The sequence below is a fragment of the Acidimicrobiales bacterium genome, from assembly GCA_022452145.1.
Lineage (GTDB): Bacteria > Actinomycetota > Acidimicrobiia > Acidimicrobiales > MedAcidi-G1 > UBA9410.
In genome coordinates this window covers 37984-56219 of the sequence record JAKURY010000008.1, presented here as the reverse complement: position 1 = coordinate 56219, position 18236 = coordinate 37984, and the positions used below count along the sequence as shown (strand labels likewise).

16 protein-coding genes are annotated in these 18236 nt (G+C 70.3%); 7 read left to right on the top strand and 9 right to left on the bottom strand.

The genetic code is table 11. From position 1 onward, the window contains the following. Positions 1-6: 6 nt before the first annotated feature. Both MK177_04440 and MK177_04435 read right to left on the bottom strand, forming a co-directional pair. Positions 7-1176, bottom strand: coding sequence for an acyl-CoA/acyl-ACP dehydrogenase (locus MK177_04440; GenBank protein ID MCH2426564.1), 1170 nt, complete (start codon positions 1174-1176; stop codon positions 7-9). Then, positions 1173-2639 carry an aldehyde dehydrogenase family protein gene (locus MK177_04435; protein ID MCH2426563.1) on the bottom strand — a complete coding sequence of 489 codons (1467 nt, stop codon included), beginning with the start codon at positions 2637-2639 and terminating at the stop codon, positions 1173-1175. Before MK177_04435 ends, MK177_04440 begins: the two co-directional genes overlap by 4 nt. A gap of 93 nt (positions 2640-2732) precedes the next feature. On the opposite strand from MK177_04435, the gene MK177_04430 reads away from it, so the two are divergent. Continuing rightward, positions 2733-4154: an aldehyde dehydrogenase family protein gene (locus tag MK177_04430; protein MCH2426562.1), complete on the top strand. Its 1422-nt coding sequence runs from the start codon at positions 2733-2735 to the stop codon at positions 4152-4154. A gap of 82 nt (positions 4155-4236) precedes the next feature. On the opposite strand, the gene MK177_04425 is transcribed toward MK177_04430, so the two are convergent. Then, entirely contained in the window at positions 4237-5649 is a 1413-nt protein-coding gene (locus MK177_04425; protein MCH2426561.1) for an amidase family protein, read from the bottom strand. Positions 5650-5692: 43 nt separating this feature from the next. Between MK177_04425 and MK177_04420 the strand changes: the two genes are divergently transcribed. Then, positions 5693-6631 (top strand): alpha/beta fold hydrolase, encoded by a 939-nt coding sequence (locus MK177_04420; GenBank protein MCH2426560.1) that lies wholly within the window; start codon positions 5693-5695, stop codon positions 6629-6631. A gap of 64 nt (positions 6632-6695) precedes the next feature. Continuing rightward, on the top strand, positions 6696-8096 hold the full coding sequence (locus tag MK177_04415; protein MCH2426559.1) for an amidase: 1401 nt from the start codon (positions 6696-6698) through the stop codon (positions 8094-8096). Positions 8097-8129: 33 nt separating this feature from the next. On the opposite strand, the gene MK177_04410 is transcribed toward MK177_04415, so the two are convergent. Then, positions 8130-8759, bottom strand: coding sequence for a class I SAM-dependent methyltransferase (locus tag MK177_04410; GenBank protein ID MCH2426558.1), 630 nt, complete (start codon positions 8757-8759; stop codon positions 8130-8132). A 101-nt stretch (positions 8760-8860) separates the two neighbouring features. Between MK177_04410 and speB the strand changes: the two genes are divergently transcribed. The 4 genes from speB to MK177_04390 all read left to right on the top strand — a co-directional run bounded on the left by speB (position 8861) and on the right by MK177_04390 (position 13461). After that, complete coding sequence (speB, locus tag MK177_04405) at positions 8861-9811, top strand: agmatinase (protein MCH2426557.1); 951 nt, start codon at positions 8861-8863, stop codon at positions 9809-9811. After that, the gene (locus MK177_04400; GenBank protein MCH2426556.1) at positions 9792-11018 is read left to right on the top strand and encodes an MFS transporter; all 1227 of its coding nucleotides are present in this window, start codon (positions 9792-9794) and stop codon (positions 11016-11018) included. The genes speB and MK177_04400 overlap by 20 nt, the downstream gene beginning before the upstream one ends. Continuing rightward, the gene (locus MK177_04395; protein ID MCH2426555.1) at positions 11015-12220 is read left to right on the top strand and encodes an aminotransferase class III-fold pyridoxal phosphate-dependent enzyme; all 1206 of its coding nucleotides are present in this window, start codon (positions 11015-11017) and stop codon (positions 12218-12220) included. The genes MK177_04400 and MK177_04395 overlap by 4 nt, the downstream gene beginning before the upstream one ends. A 248-nt stretch (positions 12221-12468) precedes the next feature. Beyond that, entirely contained in the window at positions 12469-13461 is a 993-nt protein-coding gene (locus MK177_04390) for an HNH endonuclease family protein (protein ID MCH2426554.1), read from the top strand. A gap of 97 nt (positions 13462-13558) precedes the next feature. On the opposite strand, the gene MK177_04385 is transcribed toward MK177_04390, so the two are convergent. The 5 genes from MK177_04385 to MK177_04365 form a co-directional block, all read right to left on the bottom strand. Further along, complete coding sequence (locus MK177_04385; GenBank protein ID MCH2426553.1) at positions 13559-14374, bottom strand: xanthine dehydrogenase family protein subunit M; 816 nt, start codon at positions 14372-14374, stop codon at positions 13559-13561. Next, the gene (locus MK177_04380; protein ID MCH2426552.1) at positions 14371-16752 is read right to left on the bottom strand and encodes a xanthine dehydrogenase family protein molybdopterin-binding subunit; all 2382 of its coding nucleotides are present in this window, start codon (positions 16750-16752) and stop codon (positions 14371-14373) included. Before MK177_04380 ends, MK177_04385 begins: the two co-directional genes overlap by 4 nt. A gap of 10 nt (positions 16753-16762) precedes the next feature. Then, positions 16763-17215, bottom strand: a complete 453-nt coding sequence (locus MK177_04375; GenBank protein ID MCH2426551.1) for a (2Fe-2S)-binding protein — start codon at positions 17213-17215, stop codon at positions 16763-16765. 140 nt (positions 17216-17355) lie between these two features. Next, entirely contained in the window at positions 17356-17610 is a 255-nt protein-coding gene (locus MK177_04370) for an NrdH-redoxin (protein MCH2426550.1), read from the bottom strand. Continuing rightward, complete coding sequence (locus MK177_04365; GenBank protein MCH2426549.1) at positions 17607-18233, bottom strand: TetR/AcrR family transcriptional regulator; 627 nt, start codon at positions 18231-18233, stop codon at positions 17607-17609. Before MK177_04365 ends, MK177_04370 begins: the two co-directional genes overlap by 4 nt. Between the last annotated feature and the right edge of the window lie 3 nt (positions 18234-18236).

The following is an 18236-nucleotide window of genomic DNA, read 5'->3' as shown; positions in this document are numbered from 1 at the left end:
CGTCGGTCAGTCGTCGTAGAGCCCGGCTCGGCCGAGGCGGCCGAGGCAGACCTCGACGCTCCACGGAAGCATCGTGGCACCGCAGCGGGCATCGCGGTACATCCGCTCCAGCGCACTGGGCCGCAGCAGCGACCGGCCACCGCAGACCCGCACCGCGGTCGACGCCACCTCCGGCGCCGTCTCCATGGCCGTCACGGTGGCCGCCCACGCCCGCCAGACCTGCTCGTCGGTCGGATCCACCCCCGCCTCGCCCAGCACCCGGTAGGTCAGCGCCTGCGAGCGCTCGTAGGCGAGGCGCATCTCCGCCCAGCCGTGTCGCTTCTGCGGATGCTCGCGGCGCTCGTCAGGCCCACCGGCGCCGCGGAGATAGGCCGAGGTGAAGTCCAGGACCGCCCGTTGGATGCCCAGGTACGAGAACGTGAGCGTCATGTAGAAGTACGGCCACCGGTCGGCCATCTGGTCAAAGCATCCCGGAGGTAGGAACTCGTTGTCGGCGGGCACGAACACGTCCTCGAACAGCAGGTTCTTCGACACGGTGCCCCGCATCCCCAGTGGGTCCCAGTCGCCCTCGATCGTGATGCCCGCCGCTTCGGCGGGCACGCCGAGGAACCGCACCACGTCCTCGCCCTCGACCATGCAGGTCACGTTGTGCAGGTCGGCGGCCTCGGACAGCGAGGCGAAGATCTTGCGACCAGAGACCCGGAAGCCGCCGTCCACCGGCACGGCCCGGGTGGCGAAGCCGGTCGTCTCGCCCGGGGCCCGACCCTCGCTGAACGGCTGTGCGTGGATGTGGCCGTCCTCGACGACGCCCCGCCACATGGCGGTCCGGCGCCGGTCGTGGGTGACCCGGTCCTCGTCGGACATGGACAGGTCGTCGGCGATCTGGCCGGTGAGGAGCATGGTCGCCGTGTGCATGTTGAAGGTCAACGCCGTGGAGCCGCAGTGCCGGCCCAGTTCCTCGGAGACCAGGGCGTAGGTCACGAAGTCGGCCCCCAGCCCACCGTGCTGCTCGGGGATGCACAGGGCCAGGAACCCCGCCTCGCGCATGTCGGCGAAGTTCTCGTGGGGGAACGACGCCTCCCGGTCGTAGCGCTCGGCGCGCGCCGCGATGGTCGGCCCCAGGTCGGCCATACGACCGACTAATTCGCGACGAAGGGGCGTCCAGATATCGCTCATGTGGTGGTGTCGTCCCTGATCTGGAGGGTCTTGAGGTCGGCGTGGAACTCCAGGGCGTGGTCGCCGCCCTCCCGACCCAGGCCACTGATCCCGAGGCCTCCGAACGGGGCGGTGAGGTCGCGCACCAGGAAGCAGTTCACCCAGGTGGTGCCGGCCCGCAGCGCCGAACCCACCCGCTCGGCCCGGTCGGCCGACCCGGTGAAGAGGGTGGCCGAGAGTCCGTAGGCGGTGCTGTTGGCGAGGGCCACAGCTTCATCCTCGTCGGCAAAGGCCTGGAAGGTGAGCACCGGTCCGAACACCTCGTGCTGCACGATCTCACTGTCGTTGGAGGCCGGGGCGATGAGCGTGGGCTCGTACCAGAGTCCGTCCGGTGCATGCCGTTGACCGCCCCGCAGGATCGTGTCGCCGGCGGCACGGGCACGGTCCACGAACGCCTCCACCCGGGCAAGGTGCTCGGGGTGGATCATCGGCGTGATGGTGGTCGCGTCGTCGTGGGCGTCGCCCAGCACGTGGGCGTCGACGTGGGTGTCGAACCGCTCCAGGAATTCGTCGGCCACCGATGCCTCGACCAGCAGGCGGGTGGCGGCCAGGCAGACCTGCCCCGAGTCGTCGTACTGGCCGGCAGCGGTGCGGGCAGCCGCCTCCAGATCGCTGTCGGCGAACACGACGAGGGCGCCCTTGCCGCCCAACTCCGCGGTGAACGGCACGATGTTGGCCGCCGCAGCCGCCCCGATGAGGCGTGCCGTCTCCGGGGATCCGGTGAACGAGAGGCGCCGCACCCTCTGGTCAGACGTCAGGGGCGGGCCCACGTCGGAACCGATGCCCTGCACCACGTTGAGCACGCCGGGCGGCAGGCCGGCCTCGTCGGCCAGGTCGGCCAGGAGGCTGGCCGAGAGCGGTGACCACTCGGCGGGCTTGAGGACGACCGGGTTGCCGGCGGCCAACGCCGGTGCCACCTTCCAGGTGGCCAGCATGAACGGGGCGTTCCACGGGGTGATGACCACCGCCGGTCCGGCCGGGAGCCGCTGGACCCGGTTGGCCGTGCCGTTGGAAGACCAGGACCGCTCCTCGTGCTGTTCGGCCAGGTCCGCATAGGCCCGGAAGTTGCGGGCGCCGCGTCCGATGACCCGGTTGCGGAGGCTCTCGTGGCGCATAGCCATGTCCACGCACTCGACCGCGGCGATGTCGGGCACCCGTTCGTCGATCAGGTCGGCTAGGCGTCGCAGGTAGGGACCACGACCGGCCGGGCCGAGGGCCGCCCAGCCCCTGAAGGCGGCGGCGGCCGCGGTGACGGCCTCCCCGGCGACGTCCGCGTCGCCTGCGGAGACCTCGGCCAGCAGCGTCGACCAGTCCAGCGGGGAGCGGTCCTCGAACGTGGTGGCCGACGACACCCGGCGGCCGCCCACGTAGTGGTCGACCGACACCGGCACTCCGGCAACGGTGACCCGTGGTCGCTCGCCCATCTCCTGCGGCCTTCCTCGACTCGTTCATTTGGATCCAAAGGAGTCTGGTCAGTGTAGGTTGTCACCAGAAGACGTGCTGCCTCGGAGGTGCCCATGAGCGAACACCACCTGATGATCATCGGCGCCGACCGGGTAGACGCCGAGGAAGCCACCGAGGTCCGATCCCCCTACAACGGACGGGTCCTGGGCACCGTGCCCGTCGGCACCACCGACCACCTGGACGCAGCCATCGCCACTGCGAAGGCCACGCTTGCCGCCGGGGTCATGCCCACCCACGAGCGGGCATCCATCCTGGACCGCATGGCCGACTCGCTCGCCGCCCACCACGAGGAGTTCGCCCAGAGCATCTCGGCCGAGGCGGCCAAGCCCATCTCGACGGCACGCATCGAGGCGGCCCGGGCCGTCGACACCGCCCGGTTCGCCGCCGCGGTGGCCCGCACCCTGGGCGGCGAGCTGGTGACCATGGACGCCAGCTCGGCGGGTGAAGGCAAGACGGGCTTCGTGAAGCGGGTGCCGATAGGCGTCGTCGGCGCCATCTCGCCCTTCAACTTCCCGTTGAACCTCGTCTGCCACAAGGTCGCCCCCGCGATCGCGGCCGGCTGCCCCGTCGTGTTGAAGCCGGCATCGGCCACCCCGCTGACGGCCATCCGCCTGGCCGAGGTCCTCCTGGACGAGTGCGGCCTTCCCCCCGGCTGGCTGAACGTCGTGACATGCCCCGGTCGGACCGCAGCCCACATGGTCGAACACGACGACGTGGCCATGATCACCTTCACCGGTTCACCACCCGTCGGCTGGAACATCCGGGCCACCGCACCCAGGAAGAAGGTGTCGCTGGAGCTCGGCAACAACTCGCCGATCATCATCGAGCCCGACGTGGACGTGGCCGTCGCCGCGGCCAAGTTGAAGGGCGCCGCCTTCGGCTTCTCAGGCCAGACGTGCATATCCACCCAGCGGATCTACGTGCACGATGACATTGCCACCGCATTCACCGAGGCCATGGCCGCCGAGGCGGCCACCCTGACGGTGGGCGACCCCGCCGACCCGGCGACCGACCTGTCGTCGCTCATAGACGGCGACGAGACCGACCGGGTGGCCTCCTGGGTGGACGAGGCCACGGCGGCCGGTGCCACCCTGGTCTGCGGCGGCACCATGGTCGACGGCGTGCTGGCCCCCACCATCCTCGCCGGAGTCACCGACGACATGAAGGTCAGCTGCATCGAGGTGTTCGGACCGGTTGTCGGCATCGCCACCTACACCGACTTCGATGACGCCCTGGCCCGTGCAAACGCCAGCACCTACGGCCTGCAGGCCGCGGTGTTCACCAACGACCTGGCCAGGGCCCTGCGGGCCGCCGAGGTCCTGGAGTACGGCGGGGTGCTGATCAACGAGTCGCCGTCGTGGCGTGCCGACCACATGCCGTACGGCGGCATCCGGGACTCGGGCAACACCCGGGAGGGGCCCGCCTACACGGTGCGCGAGATGACCGAGGAGCGCCTGGTAGTCATCCAGGCCTGACGGCACTCCGACCCGGCCGGAGCGTCCCGGGCCCCGGGGTATTCCGCCCCCGGTACCGAATCGACAGGACGCCGCTGCCTGATCAGCCCGTGGCCGGGTCGATCGGGGTGAGCGGTGGGAATGCCGCCTCGACGATCGCCGCTGCGACCAGGGTGAGGTCCTCGCGATGGCGGTCTGCGAGGCACTGGACTCCCAGCGGGGTCCCGTCAGCGCCCAGACCGACCGGGACCTGGGTGGCCGGGAGGCCCAGCAGGTTGGCCGGGACGATCGGGGTGAACACACCGTCGTAGAGCGATCGCAGGGCGTCCCTGTCGTCGGCCAGGTCTTCGTGGTGGTCGAAGGGAGGTTGGTACCAGGTGGGAAGGACCACGACCGGGTGGTCGGCGAGGAACTCGGCCCAGAGCCTGGCCAGCCGGAAGCGCTCGGCGTGTGCGACGTGGGACGGCATGCCGGACGCAGGCCAGAAGTCCACCAACGCCCGCATCAGGTGGCTGCCGTCAACGGACATGGCATCGTCGAGGCTGGCCAGCGTCGCCGGGAAGTCGTGGCCGAGCAGGTGGCCCCAGACCTCCAGGCAACGTTCCACCTCTGGCGGCAAGGTGTCGACCACCTCCCAGCCGGCGTCGACCAGGGCGTCGGAGGCCCGCTGGATCGCCTGTCGTGCATCCGCGTGGACCGGACCGCCGGGCAGGTCGGTGGGGATCGCCACCCGCCTCGCCACCGGCGCTCCGTCGTACGCCACGTCCACCGTCCGGGGGTCCCTGGGGTGGCGACCGATGGTCACCCGGAGCATGGCCTCCAGGTCGGCGACGCTGCGTGCCATCGGGCCGGCGACCGCCATGAGTTGGCGGGCCACCATCGGTTCGGCCGCATTCGGCGACGAGCCGCATACCGGAAGGCGACCGAGAGAGGTCTTGGTGGCGGCGATGCCGCAGCAGTAGGCGGGGTTGCGGACCGAACCCCCGAGGTCGGTTCCCATCCCCATCGGGGACATGCCCGAGGCGATGGCCGAGGCCTCGCCGCCCGACGAGCCCCCGGCCGTCCTGTCCGGGTGCCACGGGTTCCGGGTCAGGCCGAACAGGGGGTTGTCGGTGGCGAGGCGCATCCCCATCTCCGGGAGGTTGGTCTTGGCGATGGGGATGGCCCCTGCGGCCTTCAGCCGTCCGATGCCCGGGTCGTCGAGGGCGGCGATCCCGTCGGCGAAGGCCTCGACGCCATAGGTGGTGGGGTGGCCGGCCAGGTCCAGGCCGTCCTTGACCGTGATGGGCACCCCGTGCAACGGACCCGTGGGAAGCCCTGAGGAGATGACCCGGTCGGCGGCATCGGCGGCGTTCCGCGCCTCGTCGGCCAGGATCAGCACGGCGGCGTTCAGCCGGCCGTTCACGGCATCTATGCGCTCGAGGTGGGCGTCGACCACCTCCCGGCTGGACACCTCGCCCCCGGCGATCATGGCGGCCAACTCCAGCCCGGTCCGGTTCCAGAGAACGTCGTCCACCGTGGCAACCTAACCACCGTCCACCAGGCGGCGAGGAGCGGGGATGGCGAAGGTCCGGGCCAACGGGATCACCATCGAGGTCGAGGAGACGGGCGATCCGGCCGATCCCCCGATCCTCCTGATCATGGGGCTGAACGCCCAGTTGACTGTGTGGCCCGAGGGGTTCTGCCGTGGGCTGGCCGACCGGGGCCACCGGGTGGTCCGCTTCGACAACCGGGACGTCGGGCTCAGCTCCTGGCTGGACGACCATCCGCCTGTCGATCCGATCGAAGCCCTCTTCACCGTCCTCGGCGGTGGGACCGTCGAGGCGCCCTACTCGTTGGCCGACATGGCCGACGACGCCGTCGGCGTTCTCGACGCCCTGGGCCTCGGATCGGCACATGTAGTCGGGGCGTCTCTAGGCGGCATGATCGGACAGCACGTCGTCACACGACACCCCGATCGGGTCAGGACGTTCACATCGATCATGTCCATGCCCCGGTTCATCCCCATGGAGATCGATGTGGCGATGTCCCTGCAGCCCCCGGACGTGGACCCGACCGATCGCGAGGCCATAGTCGCGGCGGGGGTCGAAGCGGCCCGGCTCATAACGGGCACGGGCTTCCCCTTCGACGAGGCGTACGCGCGGCGGGAGGCGCTGGCCAACCTGGATCGGGCCTGGCATCCGGACGGAGGCGTAAGGCAGGTGGTTGCGGCCCTGGCCGATGGCGACCGCCGGCCAGCGCTCGGAGCGGTCACCGTGCCGACGCTGGTGGTCCACGGCACCGACGATCCGCTGGTCCTACCCCAGGGTGGTCAGGAGACCGCCGACGCGATTCCCGACGCAGAGTTGGTCTGGATCGAGGGCATGGGCCACGAGCTTCCCGAGGGCGCCTGGCCCCAGATCCTGGACCCGATATGTGCGCTCATCGCCCGTGTCGAGGCCGCCCGGACCGGTCACGGACAGGAACCGGCAGTGCCACCGAGGACGGTCGCCGGGTAGACCACGCCCGGCGGTACCGCCGACCGGGTGGACACCGGCTCGTCGATCCTGTTTCGATACCGCCATGGTTGACGAACTGTGGACTCGGGCAGCGAACGAGTTGGCGGCGATGATCGCCGGCGGCGAGACCTCCAGCCGGGAGGTGGTCGACGCCCACCTTGCCCGGATCGACGAGGTGAACGGAGACCTCAACGCGGTCGTTCGCGTGCTGGCCGACGGTGCCCGGGCCGGCGCAGACGCCGCCGATGCTGCTGTGGCGGCCGGCGGACCCCTGGGGCCCTTCCACGGCGTGCCGTTCACCATCAAGGAGAACCTGGACTGCACCTGCTCGCCCACCACCCAGGGCGTGCCGGCCTTCGCCGAAGCGGTGCCGACGGTCGACTCCCCGGTGGTCGAGCGCATGAAGGCCGCCGGAGCGATCCCGCTGGCACGCACGAACCTGCCCGAGTTGGGGCTGCGGATCAGCACGAACAACCCACTCCACGGCCTCACCCGCAACCCCTGGACGCCCGACCTCACCGCCGGTGGTTCGAGCGGTGGCGAGGCCGCGTCGCTGGCGTCCGGCATGTCGCCGTTCGGACTCGGCAACGACCTGGGCGGCTCGCTTCGCAACCCTGCCTACTGCTGTGGCATCACGTCGCTGAAGACCTCCTTCGGCCGCCTTCCGGGCGCCGGCTGCCTCCCACCTGCCGACACCCAACCGCTGTCATTCCAGCTGATGGGCGTCGAGGGCCCGATGGCCCGACACGTAGCGGACCTGAGGCTCGGGTTGGAGGTGATGGCGGGCCGACACCCCCGTGATCCGCGCTCTGTGACCGTGCCGTTCGACGGTGCACCAACGGCCAGGCGAGCCGCGATCCTCACCGAGGTTCCGGGCGGTCCGATCCACCCCGCCGTCGCCGACGGTGTCAGGAAGGCGGCTGATGCCATGGAGGCCGCCGGCTGGGAGCTGGTCGAGGCGACGCCACCCGAGATGGAGCAGTGCCAGGAGGTCTGGGCCCGGATGCTCAGCTGCGACATGCCAGCCATGGTCGGCGCCGCCACCGAGATCATGAGCGAGGGCGCCCTGGGGCTGCTAAATGACCTCATCGGGCGCTTCCCACCCGACGAGGTACCGGCCATCCTCGTGCACACCGAGTACCACCGCCTCGCAACCGCATGGGCCGGGTTCTTCGACGCCAACCCTGTTCTCGTGGCGCCGACGTGGACCCGAACGCCGTTCGCCCACGATGCCGACGTCTCCGAGGGTGGAATCGACCTGATGCTCGACGTGATGCGCTGCATCACCCCCGTGAACCTGCTGGGAATCCCCGCCGCGGCGGTCCCGGTGGGGGTGGCCGACGGCATTCCCCAGGGGGTGCAGGTCATAGCCGACCGCTACAGGGAGGACCTATGCCTGGATGCTGCAGCCGACATCGAGGCGGCACTCGGCACCATCACGCCGATCGACCCGGTCACAGGCTGACCAGCGGGCCGGTCGCCTCACGACCCGGCCCGCTCAGGCGGTGCGGACCGCCCGGATCACCTTGGCCGGAACCCCGGCGATCGTCATGTGCTCCCCGGTGGCCTCCAGGCCGACCTCGGCCATCGCAGCGGCTATCAACTCAACGTCAACCGGTGTCATCTCGGCCTCGTGGCCGCTGCGCTTCTCGTGGTCAGGATGGGTCGGGTCGTCGAAGTCCTCGTCGACCAGCACCAGGCGACCGCCCGGAGCCAGCACCCGGGCGAACTCCCGAAACGCCGCCCCATGGTCGACCCAGTGGTGGACGGCGTTGACGGCCCACAGCACCTCGGTCGACCCTCCGGCCACCGGGAGGTCCTCGGCCACTCCGGACTCGACGGTGATCCGGGCCCTGGCACGCTGTAGGAGACGTCGGAACCCGCAGAAGGCCCGCATGAAGGCCGACGGGTCCACGGCAACCACGTGGGCTCCCCGCTTCGCGGCCAGGACGGTGGCCGGACCCATGCCGGCACCCACGTCCAACCCACGCTCGCCGGGCTTCGGGTCGGCCAGGTCGACGACCGCACGGTTCACGTCCGACATCCAGAAGTGCCCGATCAGGAACAGCCAGTGAAGCTTGGCCATCAGGCCCTTGTCGTGGTCGTGTCTGTGATGGTCGTGGGCCATCAGGGCCTGCTCCTCGGATCGCCGGCGCCCACCGGTCGCCAGCCGGGAGCCTGCCACGATCCGACGGGGTGAGGCTGTGACCGGCATGGGAGACTCTGCCGGTGCCTCAGAATCCCCAGCCACTCAGCGGAAACGAGATGCCCCGGTTCGGCGGCATAGCCACGTTCATGCGCCTACCGGGAACCACGGCACCGACCGACCTGGACGTCGCCGTGGTCGGAGTCCCGTTGGACACCGGCACCTCGAACCGCCCGGGCGCACGGTTCGGCCCCCGGGGGATACGCGACGAGTCGGTGCTGCTACGCCCCTACAACATGGCCACCCGGGCCGCCCCGTTCGACAGCCTGCGCATCGACGACACCGGTGACGTGGCGGCCAGCCCGTACGACCTGATGGCCGCCGTAGAGGCCATCGAGGACCACTTCGACGGCCTCCTGGACGACGACGTCATCACCGCCTCGATGGGTGGCGACCACACCGTGGTGCTGCCCATCCTGCGCTCCATGGCGAAGAAGCACGGGCCGGTAGGCCTGGTCCACGTCGACGCCCACACCGACATCAACGACACCATGTTCGGCTCCAAGGTCGCCCACGGCACCCCGTTCCGGCGGGCCGTCGAGGAGGGCCTGCTGGACGGCGAACGGGTGGTCCAGATCGGCGTCCGGGGCACCGGCTACGCCGCCGACGACTTCGACTGGTCCAGGGAGCAGGGCTTCCGCGTGGTGCAGGCCGAGGAGTGCTGGTACCGGAGCCTCGAACCCCTCATGGCCGAGGTCCGGGACCAACTCGGCGAGGGCCCCGTCTACCTGAGCTTCGACATCGACGGGCTGGACCCGGCCTTCGCTCCTGGAACCGGCACCCCGGAGGTCGGCGGGCTGACCATGCCCCAGGCCCTCGAGGTGGTACGGGGATGCCGGGGCCTCGACCTCGTGGGCTGCGACCTGGTCGAGGTCGCCCCCATCTACGACACCAGCGGGATGACCAGCCTGGTCGGCGCCAACCTGCTCTACGAGATGCTCTGCGTGCTGCCCGGTGTCGAGTTCCGCGCCTGAGTCCCCCGCGCCCGGAGGCCCGGCCGGACCCAGCCTGTTTCCCTACTACCTGATCCTGTTCGGGTCGTCGGCCGGCCTGGCCTGCATCATCGTGCTGCTCGCAGATCTCCGGGACCAGTTGGGCTTCTCGGAGATCGGCATCGGCCTGGCGATCGGCTCGGGGTTCGGAGCGGCGTTCGTGGCCAACCTGGTGATGGCCCCTCACGCCGACCGGGGCCGGGCCCCGGCCATGCTGCGAGCCGGCCTGGCCCTGGCCGTGGCCGGCATGGTCCTGCTGGCCGTCGGCCAGGAGCTGTGGCACTACGTGGCCGGTCGGGTCGTGTTCGGCTTCGCGCTGGGCACCGCTGGCCCGGCCGCCCGGCGCACGGTGATCGTGGCCGACCCGGAGAACCTGGGCCGCAACATAGGTCGGCTGGGGGCGTGGGACGTCGGTGGCTTCGTGGCCGGGCCGATAATCGCCACAGGCCTGACGGCGGTTGGCGGCTTCCGGTTCACCTTCTGGACCATGGCCGGAGCCCTGGCCCTCCTCCTGCCGGTGGCCTTTCGGGCCCAGCCGGACGTGGCGGCTCAAGACCAGGAGCGCCTCGGGCTACAGGGACTCCTTCGGATCCGGCGCCTAATCGGCGCCTTCTTCATGGTGGCCGCCTACTTCGTGTTCATCGGGGCCTTCGAGGCAGTTTGGGTACTGGAGATGGACACGCGAGGCGCCTCACGGGCCGTGCTGGGCGTTGCCCTCACGGTCGGTGCCCTTCCCATCGCCCTTCTATCACCTCTCGGTGGCATGCTGGCCCAGCGATATGGGGCCCGACGGTGGGCGGTCGGATCTCTCGGGATAATCACGCTGATGGTCATCTTCTGGGGGATCGTGCCCGGAGTGGTCGGCCTGATCGCGCTGACCGTCGCCACCTCGGTCGTAGAGGGATTCGGATTCCCGTCCACCCCCATGCTCGTGGCGGCCGCCGTCCCCGAGAACCGCCAGGCCGCGGCCCAGGGCCTGATGGTGGCCGTCGAGGTGGCCTCGGGGGCCGTGGCCGCCATGGTCATCGCCATCGTCTACGACGCCCACGGCGACGCCGTGGCCTGGAGAACGACGGCGGTCACCATGGCAATCCTGCTATCGATCGGTGCGATACTCACCCGTCCGACCGACCGTCAACCCGTCCGGCCCGGTGTTCCGACCGACCCGATCAGGAGGCCCTTCCAATGACCGACGCCCTGCTCCACCCGTTCTCTCCACCGGGCATGCCCGAGGGCGACTTCGTCGAGATCGTGCGGGGAGAGGGATCGCTGGTCTTCGACTCCAACGGTCGGGAATACGTCGATGGCATGGCCAACCTGTGGCTCTGCCAGGTAGGCCACGGGCGGACCGAGATCATCGACGCCGTCACGGCCCAGATGCACCAGATGGAGGCCTACAACACCTTCGCTCCGTTCACAAACGGGCCGGCCGCCCGGGTGGCCGAGATGATCGCGGAACGGTCGCCACACCCCGACGGGCGGGTGTTCCTGGGCTGCTCCGGTTCCGAGGCCGTCGACACGGCCCTCAAGATCGCCAGGCAGGTCCAGCAGCGCCGTGGCCAGGAGGGCCGCCAGGTCATCGTGAAGCGCACCAACGGCTACCACGGCACCAACTTCGGTGGAACCTCCGCACAGGGCATCGCCCCCAACCGTGAGGGCTGGGGCGACCTGGTCCCCCACTTCGTGGAGGTACCGCACGACGACCTGGAGGCCGCCGCCTCGGTCTTCGCCGACCACGGTGACCGCATCGCGGCCGTGCTGACCGAGCCGGTCCAGGGTGCCGGGGGCGTCTTCCCGCCGGTGGACGGATACCTGGAGGGCCTGCGTCGCCTCTGTGACGACAACGGGGCCCTGCTCATCTTCGACGAGGTGATCTGCGGGTTCGGTCGGATCGGCGAGTGGTTCGGCGCCCAGGCCTTCGGCGTCACCCCCGACCTGATCACGTTCGCCAAGGGCGTCACCTCCGGCTACCTCCCGCTGTCGGGCGTGATCCTTTCGCGCCACGTCTGCGAGGAGCTGGAGGAGCCCGGCTTCCTGCTGCGCACCGGCTACACCTACTCGGGCCATCAGGCCTCGTGTGCCGCAGGTATCGCCAACCTGGAGCTGATGACCAGCGAGGGCCTCGACACACGCGCCAACCACGTCGGCGACCGGCTCCAGGAGGGCCTCAGGGCCCTGGAGGCCGACGGCCTCATCGAGTCGTGGCGCGGGATGGGAGCCGTCTACGCCGCCGAGCTGGGCCGGGACTCGATCCCGGTACGCAACGAGATCCTGGCCAACGGAGTGATCGTGCGACCCATCGGTACGTGCCTGGCCATCTGCCCGCCGCTGGTCATCACCGACGACGAGGTGGGCCGCATCATCGACGCCACGGAGGCGGCGCTCCGCTGACCGCCGCCTATCCGGGGCTGAACCCTCCGACAGGATCAGGCCCCCATCTAGACCATGGCCTCGAGGAGAACCTGGCGCAGAGCTGCAACGAAACGACCGCCTTGTCGAAGCGCATGGCCTCTCCGGCCAACCGATCGATGTCCGGGGTCCTCGTCAGCGTGTCTGTAGCAACGCCACATAACTGTCGCGGCAGTTGGTCAGCCACCACGTAGACATTTGTTGGCCTCCGGGCCTGCGAGGATGGGCCGGTGCCGCACTTCCCCGGGCGTACGGGAGCCGCCGCGCTGGCCCTCACCGCACTGCTGGGCGCCGGGTGCGCCGCGGGCGGCGAGGACCCCGACCCCACGACCACCGCACCGACGACCAGCGCACCCGCCACGACCAGCGCACCGACGACCAGCGCACCGACGACGACCACCCGGGAACCGCCAGACACCAGCTGGCCCGGGTCGGTGCTCGACCTGCTGGTCGTGGAGGACACCCCGAGAACCGGGGGCTACGACCGCGACGACTGGGGCGGGGGCTGGTCGGACGATGACGGCGACTGCCTGAACACCCGGCACGAGGTGCTGATGGCCGAAGCCACTGCCTCGCCGGTGCTGCGGAACGACGGCTGCCTGGTGACCGGCGGTCGGTGGCTGGCCGCCTTCACAGGGTCCACCGTGGACGACCCCCGCGCCCTGGACATCGACCACCTCGTCCCGTTGGCCAACGCCCACCGCAGCGGCGGTTGGGCGTGGGACGGAGCCACCAAACGCCGCTACGCCAACGACCAGGCCGACCCGCGACACTTGATGGCCGTGACGGCCTCGGCCAACCGGTCCAAGGGCGACCGGGGGCCCGAAGCCTGGCGACCGCCGGACCGGTCGTACTGGTGCACCTACGCCGACACCTGGGCTGACATCAAGGTCCGCTGGGCGTTGACCGTCACCAGCGCCGAACTGGCCGCCCTGCACCAGATGCTCGAGACCTGCCAGGGCGACCCACAGCCGATGGTCGTCGCCCTCCCCGAGATCACCCTCGGCGACCCGATTGACCTCGGCGACCCGATCGACCTCGACGGGACCACCGACGGCGGTCCGCCCCCAAACCCCGGCGACGTGCGGAACTGCGGCGACTTCGACTCCTACCCCGAGGCGAAGGCCTGGTTCGACCGGTTCTTCACCGCCTACGGCGACGTGGCCCGACTCGACGGGGACGGGGACGGGGAACCCTGCGAGTCCCTCCCGGGAGGCCCCTGAACGGCTACCGACCAGCCGGCCGTGTCGGGGGCCGGACCGGGATCCCCTTCACCTGGCATGTCCGGACCGGTCCCGCGACAGGCCTCTCCGCCTCGTCCTAGGCCCCGGCGACCTCCAGCGCCCGGGCCGTAAGCACCCGGGCCAGGTGCTCCCGGTACGCGGCGTCGGCCTGCGTGTCGGTCGGCGGCTCCGTACCGTCCGCCGCTCCGGCGGCCGCCTCTGTCACCGAGGCTCCCGAGGCCACGGCGGCTTCCACCGCCGGGGCCCGCAGCGGCGTGGATCCCATGTTCACCAGCGACACACCGGCGCCGCCCTCGGCCACGACCACCCCGACGATGGCCCAGTCCTGGGCCCGGCGGTTGAACTTCTGGTAGGACCATCCACCGGTCGAGACCGGCACGCGAACCTCCGTCAGCACCTCGTCGACAGCCAGTACCGACTCCAGGAAGCCGGTGAAGAAGTCGGTCGCCGCGATCTCACGCGTACCACCCGGACCGGCGGCCACCAGCGTCCCTCCGAGGGCCAGCACGGCCGCCGGCAGGTCCGATGCCGGATCGGCGTGAGCCAGCGAGCCACCCAGGGTGCCACGGTGGCGCACCGCCGGATCGCCCACCACCGAGGCCACGTGGGCCAGCAGGGGACAGGCCGCTGCCAGGTCCGCCGAGTGTTCCAGCGTGCTGTGGGTGGTCAGGGCACCGATCGAGACCGTTTCGCCGTCCACCGAGATGCCGGCCAGGTCGGCCGCCCGGCCCACGTCCACCAACACGGTGGGCGTGGCCAGTCGCAGCCTCATCAGCGGAACCAGGGACTGGCCACCGGCCAGCAGCTTGGCCTCGTCGCCGTGCTCGACGAGCGCGGCGATCGCGGCCTCGGCTGAGTCCGCCCTGACGTAGTCCACCGCCGCCGGGATCATGACGCACCTCCCGCCGCCTCGATGGCCCGTCTCACGGTCATGGGCGACGCCGGCATCCGCACGTCGGTGATACCCATTGGCCGCAGCGCGTCGACCACCGCGTTCATCACTGCCGGGGTCGAGGCGATGGTCCCCGCCTCGCCGATGCCCTTCACCCCCATCGGGTTGGTTGGCGACGGCGTGACCGTGTAGTCCAACTTCATGTCGATGCACTCGGCGGCCGAGGGAACCAGGTAGTCAGCCAGGTTGGCCGACCGGAGTTGCCCGTCGGCGTCGTAGACGGCGTCCTCCCAGAGTGCCTGGGCCACCCCCTGGACGATGCCGCCGTGCAACTGGCCCTCCACGATCAACGGGTTGATCTGGTTGCCGCAGTCGTCCACCGCCGCGTAGTCGAGCAGCTCGACGGCCCCGGTCTCCTCGTCGACCTCGACGACGGCTATGTGGGTTCCGAACGGGAACACGAAGTTCCCCGGGTCCCACGTGACCTGGGCCTCGAGGTTCGGCTCCATCCCGTCGGGAAGGTCGTGGGCGGTGAACGCGCCGAACGCCACGCCGGCCAGCGGGACCTCCTTGTCGGGGCTGCCCTTCACCGTGAAGGTGCCACCGGCGAAGTCCAGGTCGTCGGCGTTGGCCTCCAGCATGTGGGCCGCTATGGCCCGGGCCTTGTCGATGACCTTCTCGGTGGCCATCCACAGCGCCGTCCCGCCAACCGACAGCGACCGGGACCCGTAGGTGTCCATTCCCAACGGGCTGATCGCCGTGTCGGAGTGCAGCACCTCGACGTCGTCGGGATCCACCCCCAGTTGGTCGGCCACGATCATCGACCAGGAGGTCTCATGGCCCTGGCCGTGGGGCGTGGAGCCCGTTACCACCTGGACCTTGCACGTCGGCAGGATCCGGACGGTGGCCGACTCCCAGCCGCCGGCGCCGTAGTTGAGGGCGGCCAACGTGCGGCTGGGGGCGAGGCCGCACATCTCGACGTAGGACGAGATGCCAATTCCCAGGTGCAGCGTCGACCCGGCGGCCCGGCGTTCGGCCTGCTCGGCCTGGCGACCGTCCCAGTCCACGAGCTCCTTTGCCCGATCCAGGGTCGGCTGGTAGTTCCCGGAGTCGAAGATGAGGCCGGCCGGTGAGTCGTAGGGGAACTTCTCGGTCGGGATGAAGTTCCGGGACCGGATCTCGTCCTGGCCGACGCCGACGGCCACCGCCAGGGCGTCCATGGCACGTTCGATGGCGTAGGTGGCCTCCGGCCTACCGGCACCCCTGTAGGCGTCGGTAGGCGCCAGGTTGGTGAACACGCTCCGGCAGGTGAACGAGTACGCGGGCACGTCGTAGAGGCCGTGGTAGAGGAACGCCCCGAGCAGCGGTACGCCGGGGGCCACCAGCTGCAGGTATGCCCCCATGTCGGCCAGGAGGGTGGCCCGTACGGCCGTCAGCTTCCCGTCGGCGTCGGCGGCCAACTCGATGGTCTGGCGCTGGGCCCGACCCTGGATCGTGGACGTGGCGGCCTCCGTCCGGGTCTCGGTCCACCGCACCGGCACGCCGTGGCGGTTGGCCAACGCCATGCAAACCAGTTCCTCGGCGTAGACGTTCAGCTTGCAACCGAAGCCACCGCCCACGCTGGGAGCGATGACCCGCAACTTCTGCTCCGGCATGCCCAGTGTGAGGGCTCCCATGACCTTCAGGACATGGGGGATCTGGGTCGACGAGTAGAGCGTCATGTCCCCGTTGTGCGGAGCAGGTACGGCCGCGACGCCGCGCGGTTCCATGGGCGCCGGTATGAGCCGCTGGTGTACGTAGGTCTCGGTCACGTGGTGGACGGCGTTCTCGAAGGCTGCGGCGACGGCGTCGGGGTCCGGTACCAGCGGCCAGTCGTAGCAGACGTTGGTTCCGCAGTCCTCGTGGATGACCACCCTGTCGCTGGCCGCGTCATCGAGGTCGACCACGGCCTCGAGCGGCTCGTAGTCGACGACCACGCCCTCGACACCGTCGGCGGCCGTGTAGCGCGAGGTGGCCACCACGACGGCGACTGCATCGCCTGCGAAGTTGGCCTTGCCCACGGCCACCGGCAGGTGGGCCGGGTTCTTCATGTCATCGGTGACCGGCCAGGCACAGGGCAGGGGTCCGGCCCAGTCGCCCTCCAGGTCGGCACCGGTGTAGACCGCGACCACGCCGTCGGTGGCCAGTGCAGCCGAGGCGTCTATGGCGCCGATGCGGGCATGGGCGTGCGGGCTGCGGACACACGAGATCCACAGTGCGCCCGGGAGGTTCAGGTCGTCTATGAACTTCGACTCCCCGGTCAGCAGGGCCGGGTCCTCCTTGCGGAGTCGCGGCGTACCGACGATGCCGCCGGTGAACGGGTTCATGGTGTCTGTCATCTCGGCCCCCTCACTCGCTGGCGGCCAGGACGGCCTTGACGATGTTCTGGTAGCCGGTGCAGCGGCAGAGGTTGCCCTCCAGGCCGACCCGGACTCCGGCCGCGTCCAGGTCGTCGTACTCGTCGACCAGCGAGACGGCGGCCATGACCATCCCAGGGGTGCAGTACCCGCACTGCAGCGCATGGCACTCGTGGAAGGCCTGCTGCATGGGGTGCAGGCCGTCGTCGCCGGCCAGGCCCTCGATGGTGGTGACCTCGGCGCCGTCCACCTGGGCGGCCAGCAGGGTGCACGACTTGGCCGACCTGCCGTCGACCAGCACGGTGCACGCACCGCAGGAACTCGTGTCGCACCCGATGTTGGTGCCGGTCAGGCCCAGGTCGTCGCGCAGGTAGTGCACCAGCAGCGTGCGCGGCTCGACGTCGGCTGAACGCGTCGTCCCGTTGACGGTGACGGAGACCTCCATCTCCAACCCCTCTTTCGTGTCCCCGGACGGTTCGTCACAACGCCGTCGGTGCGATCCCCCGATCCCGCCCGGACTCCGCATCGTCGCGCGTCTTTCGGACGCGCGCCACCGGACCCGGCGCCACCTCCAACCGTGGCCCGTCAGGCCTGTAGGAGGTGGGCGACCAGCTGGTCTGGCGGCGGGTTGGTGTAGGCGGTCCCGTCGACTACAACGGTCGGCACGGTCTCCGCACCGTCGTTGACGGATCTGACGAACTCGGCAGCCTCCGGTTCCTCCCAGATGTCGTGCAGTTCCGGGCGGATGCCGGCGGCTTCGAGCGCCTGGAGGAGTCGCAGGCTGAAGCCGCAGAGCGGACGCCAGTACACGACGACGCTCTCGGTGGTTGGTTTGCTCACGTCGTCGGTCCTCCGGGTTCCAGGATGGCCACCAGCGCCGCCGTCATGTGGCCCACGAGTCGGCCACGGCGGACCGACCCGAGCAGCACCGGGTTGTTGAGGCCCTGGCCCAGGACGACAAGCACGTCCGCCAACTCGTCGGTATCTCCGTCGACGATCCGACCAGCGGCCTGGCCGAGTTGGACGAAGCGGTGGTTGCGGGAGCGGGCGTCGGCCTCGTGCCGGCGGTAGGACTCCCGCAGCATCCGGCTCTCGGGCAGCCTGGCTAGCCCGGCCCGCATTACGAGGGCCTCGTCGGCGAACACGGCGACGAGGCCCTCGACCATTGCCCGCAGGGTGGCCTCGAGGCCGTCGTCCAGCAAGCGCTCCACGGTCAGCACGGCGCCGACGGCGACCACACGGTCCAGCGCCCGGTCAAAGGCTGCGGCAAGCAGGCCGTCGCGCCCCTCGGGAAAGCGGTTGTAGATGGTGGCGACGCTCACCCCGGCATCGGCGGCCACCTGCTCGGCCGTGAAGGCGCCGTCAGAGCGCAGGCGATCCACGGTCGCATCCACCAGGATCCGCCGGGTCCGCTCCGACCGGCCGACCGGTGCGCCTTCGTCGAGATCTCCACCGACCCCCATCAC

Bases quoted from the DNA above. Each gene is read 5' to 3' on its own strand.
- MK177_04410 (MCH2426558.1), bottom strand. From the start codon at position 8,759: ATGGCCCACGACCATCACAGACACGACCACGACAAGGGCCTGATGGCC.
- MK177_04415 (MCH2426559.1), top strand. From the start codon at position 6,696: ATGGTTGACGAACTGTGGACTCGGGCAGCGAACGAGTTGGCGGCGATG.
- MK177_04430 (MCH2426562.1), top strand. From the start codon at position 2,733: ATGAGCGAACACCACCTGATGATCATCGGCGCCGACCGGGTAGACGCC.
- MK177_04380 (MCH2426552.1), bottom strand. From the start codon at position 16,752: ATGACAGACACCATGAACCCGTTCACCGGCGGCATCGTCGGTACGCCG.
- MK177_04440 (MCH2426564.1), bottom strand. From the start codon at position 1,176: ATGAGCGATATCTGGACGCCCCTTCGTCGCGAATTAGTCGGTCGTATG.
- MK177_04435 (MCH2426563.1), bottom strand. From the start codon at position 2,639: ATGGGCGAGCGACCACGGGTCACCGTTGCCGGAGTGCCGGTGTCGGTC.
- MK177_04395 (MCH2426555.1), top strand. From the start codon at position 11,015: ATGACCGACGCCCTGCTCCACCCGTTCTCTCCACCGGGCATGCCCGAG.
- MK177_04375 (MCH2426551.1), bottom strand. From the start codon at position 17,215: ATGGAGGTCTCCGTCACCGTCAACGGGACGACGCGTTCAGCCGACGTC.
- MK177_04420 (MCH2426560.1), top strand. From the start codon at position 5,693: ATGGCGAAGGTCCGGGCCAACGGGATCACCATCGAGGTCGAGGAGACG.
- MK177_04365 (MCH2426549.1), bottom strand. From the start codon at position 18,233: ATGGGGGTCGGTGGAGATCTCGACGAAGGCGCACCGGTCGGCCGGTCG.
- MK177_04385 (MCH2426553.1), bottom strand. From the start codon at position 14,374: ATGATCCCGGCGGCGGTGGACTACGTCAGGGCGGACTCAGCCGAGGCC.